Here is a 14,227-nt window from a genome sequence, read left to right as displayed (position 1 = left end):
CCCCCCCCCCCCCCCCCCCCCCCCCCCCCCCCCCCCCCCCCCCCCCGCCAAGTCCAGACCCTCTACCGCTGCTCTGGCTGTTGCCGTTGGCCTGGCTCTGCAGCGGGTCCCGGGCCACAGGCCCGGGCAACAAACCCCTACCGGTCGTCGCGCAGCTCGCCGCCGGGCAGGAACACCCACGTGCGGGTTACCTGCAGGATATCCACGCCGTCATCGGTCTTCGGCAACGCCGGGAACGGCTGCGCCAGCTTCACCACCCGCAATGCCGCCTCATCCAGCAACGGCGTGCCGCTGGATTTCAGGATGCGGCTGCTTTCCACGCTGCCATCGCGGCGCACGCCCACGCTGATCACCACCTGGCCACCCAGCCGGCGCTGCCGCGCTTCGTCGGGATAGTTCAGGTTGCCGACCTGCTCGGCCCGGTCCACCCAGGCGCGCAGGTAATTGGCGTAGGCATATTCGCGGGTGCTGGCCGAAACGAACTTGCGGTTCGGTCGCTTCGCATACTGCGCCGAGCGCAGATGGACCTCGGCAGCCAGCCGCGCCATTTCCGCATCGCGCTGCTCGCGCGCGGTCATCGGCGCGTCCGGGGTCGGCTGCAGTGGGGTGGGGCGGGCCTGCGCCTGCGCCACCTGGTCCTGCCCATTGCGGCTGCTCACCACCCGCGCCTGCGGCGGCGGCACCGGCGCGGCCGATTGCTGCTGCTGCGGCACTGGGCTCACGCCCGCCTGCGCCTGCGGCACCACGCCGGTCTGGTTGTCGCGCGGGCGCCGGGCGCGGTCATGCTCGCCGCCGCCCTCCTGGTTGGCGGCGGCCAGGAAATCGGCCTCCTTGGGCGTCAGTGCCGTGCGGGTCTGGCTGAAGATCACCTCCAGGGTGGGCACCAGCGGCGCATCCCCCTTCATCGCAAAGCCCACCCCCAGCACCAGCAGCACATGCAGCAGCACCGACAGGGCCAGGGTGGCGGCCAGCCGCTGTGCTTCGCGCGGCGGCGGGGGCAGCACGGCGGACACGGCTTCCATCAGCGCAGGCCGGCCTCGATCGCATCGAACAGGGTGCCGGCGATGTTCAGCCCGTACTGCGCATCCAGTTCGCGCACGCAGGTCGGGCTGGTCACGTTCACTTCGGTCAGGTAGTCGCCAATCACGTCCAGGCCGACGAAACGCATGCCGCGGCGCTTCATTTCCGGGCCCACCTGCGCAGCGATCCAGCGGTCGCGTTCGCTCAGCGGGCGGCCTTCGCCACGACCACCGGCGGCCAGGTTGCCGCGGAACTCATCGCCCTGCGGAATGCGCGCCAGGCAGTAATCCACCGGCTCGCCGTCGACCAGCAGGATGCGCTTGTCGCCGGCAGTGATGTCGGGAATGAACTTCTGGGCCAGCGCCAGCTTGCGGCCGCCGTCGGTCAGGGTTTCCAGAATCACGTTCAGGTTGGGATCGCCCTGGCCGCTGCGGAAGATCGAGCGGCCGCCCATGCCGTCCAGCGGCTTCAGCACGGCCTGGCCATGCTCCAGCGCGAACGCCTTCAGCGCCTTGGCATCGCGGCTGACCAGGGTGGGCGGGCAGCACTGCGGGAACAGCAGGGCGGCCAGCTTTTCGTTGTAGTCGCGCAGGCCCTGCGGGTTGTTCACCACGCAGGCGCCGGCGGCGGCGGCCAGGTCCAGCACCTGGGTGTCGTAGATGAACTCGGCATCGACCGGCGGGTCCTTGCGCATCAGCACCACCTGGCCGGGCCCGAACACGGTGCGGCTGAATGCGCCCAGCTCATACCAGCCGGCCGGATCGTCGCGCACCTGCAGCGGGGCAGTACGGGCCACCGCCACGCCCCCTTCCAGGGCCAGCCCGCCCGGCTGCACGTAGTGCAGGGCATGGCCACGGCGCTGGGCTTCCAGCAGCATGGCGAACGTCGTGTCCTTGGCGATCTTGATGTGGGCGATGGGATCCATCACCACGATGACATTCAACGGCATGGGCGCACCTTCAAGGCAAGGCGCTGATGGTAGCGGCAACGCCCGCCCCGTGCCTGCCCCGTGGCCTGCAACGCTGCGTCCCCGAACCGGCGGCCGGGCCCGGTTCTGCGCAGTGTCTGCCAAACCGGTCACGTTCAGCCGGGCGCCACGCCAAGCCCGGTGGGACGGCCTTGAAGCGGGCGCGGAAAGTGCGATATAGATACGCTTTCGCAGCGGCACCCAACCTAGAAGGGCCGCGCGCTTGGGGAATGGCAATGACTGAAAACATGACTGCGGGCGGGGAACTCGCAGGACTCCGGGTGATGGTCATCGATGACTCGAAGACCATCCGCCGGACCGCGGAAACACTGCTCAAGCGCGAAGGCTGCGAGGTGGTGACGGCGACCGATGGCTTCGAAGCACTGGCCAAGATCGCCGACCAGCAGCCGCAGATCATCTTCGTCGACATCATGATGCCGCGGCTGGATGGCTACCAGACCTGTGCCCTGATCAAGGGCAACCAGCTGTTCAAGTCCACCCCGGTCATCATGCTGTCCTCCAAGGATGGCCTGTTCGACAAGGCGCGCGGGCGCATCGTCGGCTCGGAGCAATACCTGACCAAGCCTTTCACGCGTGAAGAACTGCTGGGTGCCATCCGCACATACGTCAACGCCTGACCAGGGGGGAAAGGCACAATGGCTCGTATCGTTCTGATCGAGGATTCACCGACCGACCGCGCGGTGTTCACCCAGTGGCTGCGCCGTGCCGGCCACGAGGTGCTGGAAGCGGACAACGCCGAAGAGGGCCTGCAGCTGGTCCGCGACCAGGTGCCGCAGCTGGTGCTGATGGACGTGGTGCTGCCGGGCATGAGTGGTTTCCAGGCAACCCGGGCGATGGCCCGTGATGCGGCAACCAAACACATCCCGGTGATCATCGTCAGCACCAAGGCGATGGAAACCGACAAGGCCTGGGGCCTGCGTCAGGGCGCAGCCGATTACATCGTCAAGCCGCCGCGCGAAGAAGAGCTGATCGCGCGGATCAACGAACTGGTGGCCTGATGCGTTCGCCTTTCGACATTCTTGAAGCCTACGAGCGGCGCAGCCTGGCCCACGCGGTGCAGCTGCCCGAACGCCAGTTCGCCCAGGACCTGTGGCGCGGCGTGGGCTACCGGGTCGGCCAGCGCCGGCTGGTGTCCGATTTCCGCGAAGTGGTGGAAATCGTGCCGATGCCGCCGGTCACCCCGGTGCCATGCGCACAGCCGTGGCTGCTGGGCGTGGGCAACCTGCGCGGCAACCTGTTCCCGGTGGTCGATCTGAAGTACTTCCTGGAAGGTGCGCGCACCGTGCAGCAGGAAGGCCAGCGCGTGCTGATCATGCGCCAGGCCGGCGGCGACGTGGCCCTGACCATCGATGAACTGTTCGGCCAGCGCAGCTTCGAGCTGGCCCAGCAGATCGATGCCGGTCGCCTGGCCGAGGGCCGCTATGGCCACTTCGTAGATCGCGCCTTCCACGCCGATGGCCACGAATGGGGCGTGTTCTCGCTCTCGTTGCTGTCGCGCACCCCTGAATTCCGGCAAGCCGCGGCCTGAGGCCGGGCAACGCCCCCTGTATTGAACCTCGAGGTTGAACGATGAGTACTGCTTCGGACGCCACCAAGACCGGCAAGCTGCGGCTGGGCGGCAGCAACCTGTGGCTGGCCCTGCTGTTGCTGTCCATGGTCCTGTTCGGCCTGAACACGGGTGTGGCCACCTGGCAGGGCAGCCGCCTGGCCGACGCCGGCTCCAAGGCCGCCGACCTGCAGGTGCTGTCACAGCAGCTGGCCAACCAGGGCCGTGATGCCGTGGGCGGCAACGCGCAGGCGTTCACCGCCTTCAAGGCCACCCGCAACGCGATCGAACAGAACGTGTCCACCCTGCAGGGCCGCTACGGCAGCGAGCCGGGCGTGTCCAAGGCCATCGGCACCCTGGCCGAGACGTGGGCGCCGCTGGGCAAGCAGGCCGGCCAGCTGGTGGCCAGCGAACCGGCGGTGCTGGCCCTGGCCGGCAACGCCAACAACTTCACCGGCGCCGTGCCGGGCCTGCAGGCGCAGCTGAATGAGCTGGTGCGGGCGATGTCCGCCTCCGGCGCACCCGCTTCGCAGGTGTACAGCGCCCTGCAGCAGGTGGTGGTGGCCGGCACCATGGCCCGCCGCGTGACCGAAATGCGCGCCGGCGGCAGCGGTGCCGCCAGTGCCGGCGATGCGCTGGCCCGCGATATCACCGTGTTCTCGCAGGTGCTCGACGGCCTGCGCAACGGCAACGAAGAGCTGGGCATCACCGCAGTGCGCGGCGCCGGCGCGGTGGCTGCGCTGGAACAGTCGCAGCAGAAGTGGGAGGCGATGAAGCAGGACGCCGACGCGATCCTGGCCAGCTCGCGCCAGCTGTTTGCCGCGCAGTCGGCCGCCACGGCCCTGGGCCAGGGCTCGGTGCGCATGCTCGACGACAGCCGCAAGCTGTTCGAAGCGTTCTCCTCGTTCGGCTCGGTGTCCGACACCCGCCTGTTCCCGAATTTCTGGATCGGCGTGGTATCGGGTGCGCTGTCGCTGATCGCGATCATCGGCTTCGTCTCCACCAACGTGCGCAGCCGTTCGCGTGAACAGGAACTGCGCTACCAGACCCAGGTGGAGTTCAACAGCCGCAACCAGCAGGCGATCATGCGGCTGCTGGACGAAATCAGTTCGCTCGGTGAGGGCGACCTGACCGTGAAGGCGTCGGTGACCGAAGACATGACCGGCGCGATTGCAGACGCAATCAACTACGCCGTGGATGAGCTGCGTCACCTGGTGACCACCATCAACGACACCTCGGCCAAGGTGGCCGTGTCCACCCAGGAAACCCAGGCCACGGCGATGCAGCTGGCAGAGGCGGCCGGCCACCAGGCCAACCAGATCACCTCGGCCTCGGACCGCATCGGCGAAATCGCTGCCAGCATTGAACAGGTGTCGCGCAACTCGGCCGAGTCGGCCGACGTGGCACAGCGCTCGGTGGTGATCGCCGCCGAAGGTGCCGGCGTGGTGCGCGAAACCATCCAGGGCATGGACCAGATCCGCGACCAGATCCAGGAAACGTCCAAGCGCATCAAGCGCCTGGGCGAGTCGTCGCAGGAAATCGGCTCGATCGTGGAACTGATCAACGACATTTCCGAACAGACCAACATCCTGGCGTTGAACGCTGCCGTGCAGGCCGCGTCGGCCGGTGAAGCCGGCCGCGGTTTCGCGGTCGTGGCCGACGAAGTGCAGCGCCTGGCAGAACGTACCTCGGGCGCGACCCGACGCATCGAAAACCTGGTGCAGGCCATTCAGGCCGATACCAACGAAGCGGTCACCTCGATGGAACAGACCACCGCCGAAGTGGTGTCCGGTGCGCGCCTGGCTGAAGACGCCGGTACGGCGCTGACCGAAATCGAGCGCGTGTCCAACGCCCTGAACACCCTGATCAAGAACATCTCGATCGCCGCGCAGCAGCAGTCCGCTGCGGCCTCGGACATCACCCGCACCATGGGCGTGATCCGGCAGATTACCGGCCAGACCTCGCAGGGCGCCGGCCAGACCGCCGAATCGATCGGCCACCTGGCACAGCTGGCCGCCGATCTGCGTCGTTCGGTGGCCGACTTCAAGCTGCCGGCGTGACCGCGGCAGGGCGGCGAGCAAGGAACCAGTCGATGAAGCATTTCCATTCCCCAGGCCACGGTCCGCGCGGTAAGCGCGCGGCGGCGACCGGAGCGCACCGATGAGCAGCAGTCTGCGCGACGCCATGAGCCATGCAGCGCTGGGCTGGGTCAAGCCCGAGCTGGACGAGACCCTGCGCCTGGTGCGCAACGAGGTCGAGTACTTCGTGGAAGACCCGGCCGATGGCAGCCGCATGCGCATCTGCGCCGGTTACCTGCACCAGGTGCAGGGCACCCTGCGCATGGTCGAACTGTATGCACCGGCGATGGTGGCCGAGGAACTGGAGCAGCTGGCCGTGGCCGTGGGCGAAGGCCGCGTTGCCGACCGCGACGAAGCCTGCGCCACCCTGATGCGTGGCAGCGTGCTGCTGCCCGACTACCTGGAGCGCCTGCAGAACGGCCACCGCGATATTCCGATCGTGCTGATGCCGCTGCTGAACGAAATCCGCGCTGCGCGTGGCGAAGAAGGCGTCAATGACAGCGTGCTGTTCGCCTTCGCGCCCGACAGCGTGACCGCCACCGAGGCCGAGCTGGACCACGCCCGCGGCAGCCTGAGCGGGCGCAACCGCGAGCTGCTGGATACGGTGGGCAGCGCGGTGAAGGAAGAGCTGCTGCAGGTGAAGGATGCACTGGACCTGCACCTGCGCACCGGTGGCGCGCCGCAGCAGTTGCAGGAACAGGTGACCAAGCTGGGTGCCGTCGCCGATACCCTGGGCATGATGGGCCTGGGCGCCGCGCGTGGCGTGGTGGTGCAGCAGCGCGATGCACTGCTGGGCGTGGTCGAAGGCCGCCAGCAGATCGATGAAGACCTGCTGCTGGATATCGCCGGTGCCCTGCTGTACGTGGACGCATCGCTGGACGACCAGGTCGCCCATCTGGGCGCCGGTGGCAGTGGCGAAGACGATCCCAGCGCCGTGGAAAACCGCCGCACGGTGGAAATCCTGGCGCACGAAGCCATCGCCAACTTCGCCGCCGCGCGCGAGCATTTCGTTGCCTTCATCGAGACCAGCTGGAACCACGGGGAACTGCAGGACGTGCCGCGCCTGCTGGGCGACGTGTCCGGTGCGCTGCGCATGCTCGACCTGGGCACTGCCGCCGACTACCTGCGCGGTGTGCAGCAGTACATCGAAGCCGAACTGATCGGCCGCCAGCGTGTGCCCAGCGGGCGCCAGCTGGACACCCTGGCCGATGCCATGGCCAGCCTGGAGTACTACCTGGAAGCGCTGCGCGACCGCCGTCCGGGCCGCGAAGACATCCTGGACATCACCCGCAGCAGCCTGGAGGCGCTGCGTTACTGGCCGCTGCCCGAGCGCGCTGCGCCTTCCGCCGCCGAGGCCGCTGACGCCCAGCCCGACCCGGTGCTGCGCGAGGCGCTGGTGGTGCCCGCGGCCGCCCTGCAGGTCGAGCCGGTTCAGATCGCGGTGCAGCCTGCCGCGCCGGCACCGGGCGACGTGCCGGTGCCGCTGCCTGATTTCACCTTCGATCCGCCGCCGGCAGAACCGGTTGCGGAAGCCGATGCCCAGTCGCTGGTATTCGGCGCGCTGGAACTGGCCGATACCGATGCCGTGTCTGCTGCTGCGCCTGCAGACAGCGCCCCGCTGCTGTTCGCCGCATCCAGCGCACCGCCGCCGGCGGTGCCGCAATGGGAACTGGGCAGCCTGGACCACGCCGCGGACAGCGTGCCCGCCGAGCCGGTGGCCGAAGAGGACGCGCGTGCGCCGACCTTCGCCAGCTTCGATCCGGTCAGCTATGAATCCGATGCAGATGCAGGCAATGCGTCCAGCGCGTCGCACTGGTCGCTGACGGCCGCGTCACTGCAGGCGGCCGAAGGCACTGCGCACGTCCACGGTGATGCCGAGGACAGCGTGGCCGTGGCCGAATGGGACGACGCCCCGGCGGTGTCGTCCTCGGTGGCTTCCTCGTTCGACCCGGTGGCCGCAGAGCAGGACGGCCTGGCCGTGGCAGGCGACGACGTGGTGTTCCACTTCGACGCCAGCGAACTGGACAATGCCGAGCACGTGCTGTCGCTGGATGCGATGGAGACGCTGTCGCTGGACGAAGCGCCCCACCTGGACGCAACCCTGGACATCGTCGACGCCTCGCCGCTGGTCGAGGCCACCGTGCAGGCCGAGGAGGCCGAGCCGGCGATTGCCGAAGCCCTGATCGAAGCCGAGCCCGTTGCCGAAGCCGAAGCCGAAGCACCGGTGCTCGCCGACGCCGAGCCGGTCGCGGTGGCCACCATCGACGTGGACACCATTGCGCCGATCGATTTCAGCGAGGCCGATGCGCAGTTCCTGGCCGAACTGAGCGCTGCGGCGGCGGAGTTCAATCCGCACCCGGAAGCGGCCCCGGCGGTTGAACCGGTGGCCGTTGCCACCGGCGCTGCCGAGGTCGGCATCGAAGGCGGCTTTGAAGACGATGCCGAGAACATCGACCAGGACATCCGCGAGGTGTTCCTGGAAGAGTTCGACGATGAACTGCAGAACCTGGGCACGCTGCTGCCGCCCTGGCGCATGCAGCCGGACAACATGGACCGGCTGCGGCCCATCCGCCGCATCTTCCATACGCTCAAGGGCAGCGGCCGCCTGGTCGGTGCACGTACGCTGGGCGAATTCGCCTGGAAGATCGAAAGCCTGCTCAACCGCGTACTGGACGGCACCCGCCCGGCCACGCCGGCGGTGCTGGCCATGGTCGACCACGCGTACGCCGCGCTGCCGCAGTTGAACGCCGCGTTGCGCCACGGCCAGCGCATCACCGTCGATCTGCAGGCCATGCAGGCCATCGCCGATCGCGTCGGCGCTGGTGAAGAAACCTTCTATGTGCCGCTGCCGGGCGCAGCAGCGCCGGTCGCCGAAGCGCCGGTGGTGGACCTGCCCAGCGAAGACATCGCCGTGCCGGTGGACGCGCTCGACAGCGACGTTGCCGAGCAGGCCGCTGAACCGGCTGCCGAGGTGGTCGAGGCCGTTGGCACCCCTGCGCAGATCGACAGCGTGTTGCAGGAAATCCTGGAAGCCGAGGTGGAGCTGCACCTGGCCACGTTGCAGGGTTGGCTGCAGGACGCACAGCAGGCACCGCACGCGGTGACCGACGCGCTGCTGCGCGCGGTGCACACCATGAACGGTGCGTTCGCGATGACCGAGGTGCCGGAAATCACCGCCGTCACCGGTGCGGCCGAGTCGTACATCAAGCGCGCCCTGGCCGCGCAGGCCGTGCCGGCGGAAGAGGGAGTGTCCGCGCTGTTGGATACCGCGTCGGCCATTGCCGGCACCATGACCGCGCTGCAGGCCGAGCAGCCGCGCATCGTGCCGCACGATCACCTGGCGCAGCGCCTGCAGGCGCTGGCTGCCGCGCTACCCGAAGCGCGCTGGCCGGTGCTGGAAATGGAGGATGACGACGCAGACGATCTGGCCATCGATGCAGACGAAGCGGCCCCCCTGCACGCCGACGCCGCGTCGGCCGATGCGCTGGCCGACATCGAACCGGTGCAGCCGGTCGAAACCGAGCTGGAACGCGTTGAACTGACCGGTAGCGAAGATCTTTCGCCGTTCTTCGATGCCGGCTGGCCCGCGCTGCCGCAGGTCGGGGAAGACACCGATGTGGCCGAACCCGAGCGCGAAACCAGCGCCGACGCCGATGTCGACGCTGCGCAGCCCGCGGAAGTGGAAGCGGCGGTGGTTGCAGAGGTTCCCGATGCCCCGACCGACGCCGATGACGCCGATCTGACCGGTGCTGATGATCTGTCGCCCTACCTGGACGCCAGCGCGTTGCCGGTGGACGACAGCGATGTTGAGGACGTGGCCGAACCGGCGTCGATTGACGTAATCGACGCGCCAGCAGCGGCGCAGGCGCACGACGAAATCGCGCTGTACGACGAAGAAGATGAACAGGCGCTCGACAGCACGCTGGCGAGCCTGCACGATGATATGGCTGCGCCCGGCTTTGCCGAGCCGGTCACCCTGGAGGCGGCGCTTGAAGCCGGCCTGCATGTGATCGAGCCGGAACCGGCGCAGGACGAGCAGGCCGACTGGCCCGTGCTCGGCCTGCAGGCCAGCGAACTCGCGCCCGGTGAGGCTGATGCCTTCGCCGAGGCTGCGGACGTCGGCGGGGAGGCGGCGGTCGGTGAAGGAGAGAGCGCCGACCTGCCGTCCCCGGCGACGGTGGATGCAGACGTGTCCGAAGCGATTACCCCCGCGCCGGCACCGTTGTTCGAACTGGAAGACGCACCGGGGCAGGGCGCGCACGCGACTGAGTCCGTTGAAGCCGTTGTCGAGACCGGCGCCGATGTCACCGCTGCCGTGCCTGTCACCGACAGCAGCGACGAAGAAGCCGCTCCCAGCGACCAGCTCGACTTCAGCATGTACGACCGCGAGCTGGTCGATATCTTCGTGGAAGAAGGCAACGACCTGCTCGACCATTGCGACGGGCTGATCAGCGAGCTGCGCGAAGCGCCGCAGGACCGCGAGGCCCTGGCCGGCCTGCAGCGCGATCTGCACACGCTCAAGGGCGGCGCACGCATGGCCGGCATCAACGCCATCGGCGACCTGGGCCACAGCATCGAATCGCTGTTGGAAGCCGTGGCCGCTGGCCGCACCGAGATCGAACGCCCCGACGTACACCTGCTGGAACGTGGCTTCGACCGCCTGCACCAGCTGCTGACCCGTACCGGCGAACACCGCACGGTGGAGCCGGCGCAGGACCTGCTGGACGCATTCGAAGCCCGCACCCGCGTGGATGCCGGCAATGCCGTTGTTGCTGCCAGCAGCGAAGCGGAATCGACCGTCGTACCCGTGGCGCCGCTGGCCCTGGCCGATGCACCGCTGTCGGCACCGCTGCCGGTGGAAGGGACGCCGGACGAAGATCCGCTGGCCCGCCCGCAGCAGGAGCAGGTGCGCGTACGCGCCGATCTGCTGGACCGCCTGGTCAACCATGCCGGTGAAGTGGCGATCTACCGTTCGCGCCTGGAGCAGCAGCTCGGGGCGTTCCGCGGTGCGATGGGCGAACTGGAGCGCACCAATGCGCGACTGCGCGACCAGCTGCGCCGACTGGACCTGGAGACCGAAGCGCAGATCGTCGCGCGTTACCAGCGTGAACAGGACCAGGCCGATCAGAAGTTCGATCCGCTGGAACTGGACCGCTTCTCCACCCTGCAGCAGCTCAGCCGCGCGCTGAACGAATCGGCAGCCGACCTTGGCGGCCTGCAGGGCGTGCTGGACGATCTATCGCGCCAGTACGATTCGCTGCTGCAGCAGCAGTCGCGCGTCAGCTCGGAACTGCAGGATGGCCTGATGCGCGCGCGCATGGTGCCGTTCGATGGTCTTGTGCCGCGTCTGCGCCGTGTGGTGCGCCAGGCCGGCATCGATACCGGCAAGCAGGTGCACCTGACCCTGGAAGGCACCCACGGCGAACTGGACCGCAACGTGCTCGACCGCATGGTCGCGCCGCTGGAACACATGCTGCGCAATTCGGTGGCCCACGGCCTGGAAGCGCCGGAGCAGCGCCGCAGCGCCGGCAAGCCGGAGGAAGGCGAGGTTGCCATCCGCCTGCACCGCGAAGGTTCGGAAATCGTGCTGGAAGTGGCCGATGACGGTGCCGGCCTGGACCGCGAAGCGATCCGCCGCCGCGCCATCGACCGTGGCCTGCTGGGCGCCGATGCGCAGCCCAACGAGCAGGAACTGGACAACCTGATCTTCGCCTCCGGCTTCTCCACCGCCGACCAGGTCAGCCAGCTGGCCGGCCGTGGCGTGGGCATGGACGTGGTGCGCAACGAAGTGCGCCAGCTCGGCGGCTCGGTCGACATCCAGTCGGTGCGTGGCCAGGGCGTGCGCTTCACCCTGCGCCTGCCGCAGACGCTGGCCGTCACCCAGGCCGTGTTCGTGCAGATTGGTGAAACCACCTTCGCCGTGCCGGTGGCTTCGGTCAGTGGTATCGGCCGCCTGTCGCGCGAGCGTTTCGAAGCGGCCGACAGCAGTTACCGCTACAGCGGCGAAGAATTCCCGCTGTACGACCTGGGCAGCCTGGTCGGCCAGGCACCGGCCCGTGCCGATGGCCAGGACCAGGTGCCGCTGCTGCTGGTGCGCGCCGGCGACCTGCGCGCAGCCGTGGCGATCGACCAGGTGCTGGGCAACCGCGAAATCGTGGTCAAGCCGGTGGGCCTGCAGATCGCCTCGGTACCGGGCATCTACGGTGCAACCATCACCGGCGATGGCCGCGTGGTGGTCATCCTGGACGTGGCGCCGCTGGTGCGCCGTTACCTGGCCAACCCGATCGTGCCGGTGCAGGACAACGCACCGCGCCAGGAACGGCAGGTGCCGCTGGTGATGGTGGTCGACGACTCGCTGACCATGCGCAAGGTGACCGGCCGCATCCTGGAACGCCACAACTTCGAAGTAAGCGTGGCCCGCGACGGCGTGGAAGCACTGGAGCAGCTGGAAGAGCGCGTGCCCGACCTGATGCTGCTGGACATCGAAATGCCGCGCATGGATGGCTACGAGCTGGCCACCGCGATGCGTGCCGACCCGCGCTACAAGGACGTGCCGATCGTGATGATCACCTCGCGCAGCGGTGACAAGCATCGCCAGCGCGCCTTCGAGATCGGCGTGCAGCGCTACCTGGGCAAGCCGTACCAGGAGCTGGATCTGATGCGCAACGTGTATGACCTGCTGGGGATCGCCCGTGTCCGTGAGTGATGTGAATCCGGTTCCGGCCGTTGCCCTGCTGGCCCGCCCGGGCGCGGCGCGCGAGCGCCTGCGCGAAGCCCTGGCCCATGCCGATGTGCAGATCGTGCTGGAAGATGATCCCAGCGGCCTGGAACCGCAGGCGCTGGCCGATGCGCAGCCGCAGTTCGTGGTGATCGCCCTTGAGGCAGCCATCGAGGACGCCCTGGAACGCCTGGAGCCGGCGCTGTCCGCGCCGGGGCTGACCCTGGTGTTCGACGAGGCCGAACTGGCCGCGCGCCGTGACGGCTGGGAAGCCCAGCGCTGGGGCCGCCACCTGGCGGCCAAGCTGCACGGCCACCAGCAGGTACTGCCGCCCGGTGCCGAAGACGAGCCCAGTTTGCAGCTGGAACCGGGCTTGCCGTCCACGCCGCCGCAGCCGCAGGATGCCGCGCTGCAGCCGCACCTGGACCAGGCGCTGTCGTGGGCCGATGACGTGCCGGCCGACGGCCTGTACTCGCCCCCGGCCGACCTGCATGAACCCATCGCGCTGGAACAGGCGCTGGCCGCGCTGCAGCCGGTGCTGCCCGAGCCGCCGCTGCCGGCCGAGGCTGTAGAAGACATCGCTACGCCGGTGGTCGAACCACCGCCGGTGCCGTCGGTTGCGCTGGGCGATCACACCGCCTGGTCGCTGGTGGATGAGCCTGTCAGTGCGCCGGCCCCGACTACCCCGGTGGCCGCCGCCGCAGCGCCGTCCACGTTTGCAACCGACCACCTGAGTCTGGTGGACCTGGATGCAGCGCTGCCCGTCGGCGCCCGCGCTGGCGCACTGCTGGTGCTGGCCGGTATCGGCGGTCCCGACGCACTGCGCCGCCTGCTGGGCGCACTGCCGGCCGACTTGAGCGTGCCGGTGCTGGTGCACATGCGCCTGGACGGTGGCCGCTACGGCAACCTGGTCAAGCAGATGGCGCGCGTTTCGCCGCTGCCGGTGCAACTGGCCGAACCGGGCCAGCGCGCCGTACCCGGTGAAGTGCATGTGCTGGCTGATGATCTGGGCGTGCAGGCGGCCACGGACGGGCTGTACTTCCAGACCCGTGCGCAGGGCATCGCGATCGACGCCCTGCCGCCGGCGCACACCGCGGTGGTGCTGCTCAGCGGCGCCGACCTGGCCCATGTGGGGCCGGCGCTGGACCTGGCCGCCGCCGGCGCCTGGGTGGCAGGGCAGGTGGGCGAAGGCTGTTACGACCCGGCTGCGGCCACGGCCGTGGTGGCCGCCGGCATGGCCGCCGGTGAACCGCAGGAGCTGGCGCAGGCGATTGCCGCGCGCTGGGGCCGGCACGACGATGACGGAGACGCAGCATGAGTTACGCCAGCAATGATGAGATCCGCGGCGTCCTGATCCAGGCCGGTGGCGAGCGCGTGCTGCTGCCCAACGCCACCGTGGCCGAAATGATGTCGCGCGTGGCGATCGAACCGGTTGCCGACGCACCGCGCTGGCTGCTGGGGCAGATTGCCTGGCACGGCTGGCAGGTGCCGCTGCTGTCGTTCGCGCGCCTGACCGGCCTGGGCAATGAAGTGGTGGGTGCGCACAACAAGGTGGTGGTGCTGAAGGCACTGAGCGGCAACGCCCAGCGCCCGTACTACGCGCTGCTGACCCAGAACTTCCCGCAGCTGATCTCGGTGCCGCGCGACGGTCTGCTGGCCGACGCCTCGGAAGAAACGCTGCCCGACATCGTGCACATGCGGGTGCTGCTGGGCGAAAAGAGCGCCCTGTTGCCGAACCTGGACGCGCTGGAAAGCGCCCTGGATTCGCTGGCCGCCTGATGCCCCGCCGGGCATGGCCCGGCGCTACCACATGCCGCCGTGGTGGTTCCGCCACGGTAGCGCCGGGCCATGCCCTGCGAGCGCAGCGGCCGCGCAGT

General features: G+C 68.9%; 9 protein-coding genes. 7 read left to right on the top strand and 2 right to left on the bottom strand.

Annotation, left to right across the window (positions count from 1 at the left end):
- Positions 1 to 137: 137 nt before the first annotated feature.
- Entirely contained in the window at positions 138 to 1,022 is an 885-nt protein-coding gene (locus IAE58_RS12035; RefSeq protein ID WP_199933795.1) for an energy transducer TonB, read from the bottom strand.
- Positions 1,022 to 1,969: a glutathione synthase gene (gene gshB / locus IAE58_RS12030; protein WP_108753894.1), complete on the bottom strand. Its 948-nt coding sequence runs from the start codon at positions 1,967 to 1,969 to the stop codon at positions 1,022 to 1,024. The genes IAE58_RS12035 and gshB overlap by 1 nt, the downstream gene beginning before the upstream one ends.
- Before the next feature lie 254 nt (positions 1,970 to 2,223).
- Between gshB and pilG the strand changes: the two genes are divergently transcribed.
- From pilG to IAE58_RS11995, 7 genes are all read left to right on the top strand, one after another.
- Complete coding sequence (gene pilG / locus IAE58_RS12025; protein ID WP_042614342.1) at positions 2,224 to 2,625, top strand: twitching motility response regulator PilG; 402 nt, start codon at positions 2,224 to 2,226, stop codon at positions 2,623 to 2,625.
- Between the two features lie 18 nt (positions 2,626 to 2,643).
- Complete coding sequence (locus tag IAE58_RS12020) at positions 2,644 to 3,006, top strand: response regulator (RefSeq protein WP_199933794.1); 363 nt, start codon at positions 2,644 to 2,646, stop codon at positions 3,004 to 3,006.
- On the top strand, positions 3,006 to 3,536 hold the full coding sequence (locus tag IAE58_RS12015) for a chemotaxis protein CheW (RefSeq protein WP_108750815.1): 531 nt from the start codon (positions 3,006 to 3,008) through the stop codon (positions 3,534 to 3,536). Before IAE58_RS12020 ends, IAE58_RS12015 begins: the two co-directional genes overlap by 1 nt.
- Positions 3,537 to 3,577: 41 nt before the next feature.
- On the top strand, positions 3,578 to 5,614 hold the full coding sequence (locus IAE58_RS12010) for a methyl-accepting chemotaxis protein (RefSeq protein ID WP_164272686.1): 2,037 nt from the start codon (positions 3,578 to 3,580) through the stop codon (positions 5,612 to 5,614).
- A gap of 100 nt (positions 5,615 to 5,714) precedes the next feature.
- The gene (locus IAE58_RS12005) at positions 5,715 to 12,338 is read left to right on the top strand and encodes an Hpt domain-containing protein (RefSeq protein ID WP_199933793.1); all 6,624 of its coding nucleotides are present in this window, start codon (positions 5,715 to 5,717) and stop codon (positions 12,336 to 12,338) included.
- Positions 12,325 to 13,668 carry a chemotaxis protein CheB gene (locus tag IAE58_RS12000; RefSeq protein WP_199933792.1) on the top strand — a complete coding sequence of 448 codons (1,344 nt, stop codon included), beginning with the start codon at positions 12,325 to 12,327 and terminating at the stop codon, positions 13,666 to 13,668. Before IAE58_RS12005 ends, IAE58_RS12000 begins: the two co-directional genes overlap by 14 nt.
- Positions 13,665 to 14,129: a chemotaxis protein CheW gene (locus IAE58_RS11995; RefSeq protein WP_199933791.1), complete on the top strand. Its 465-nt coding sequence runs from the start codon at positions 13,665 to 13,667 to the stop codon at positions 14,127 to 14,129. Before IAE58_RS12000 ends, IAE58_RS11995 begins: the two co-directional genes overlap by 4 nt.
- The last annotated feature ends 98 nt before the right edge of the window (positions 14,130 to 14,227 follow it).

The sequence above is a fragment of the Stenotrophomonas sp. S49 genome, from assembly GCF_016624905.1.
In the GTDB taxonomy this organism is placed as follows: domain Bacteria; phylum Pseudomonadota; class Gammaproteobacteria; order Xanthomonadales; family Xanthomonadaceae; genus Stenotrophomonas.
Note: the sequence above shows the minus strand (reverse complement) of the source record. Positions and strands in the feature narration are given on the sequence as shown.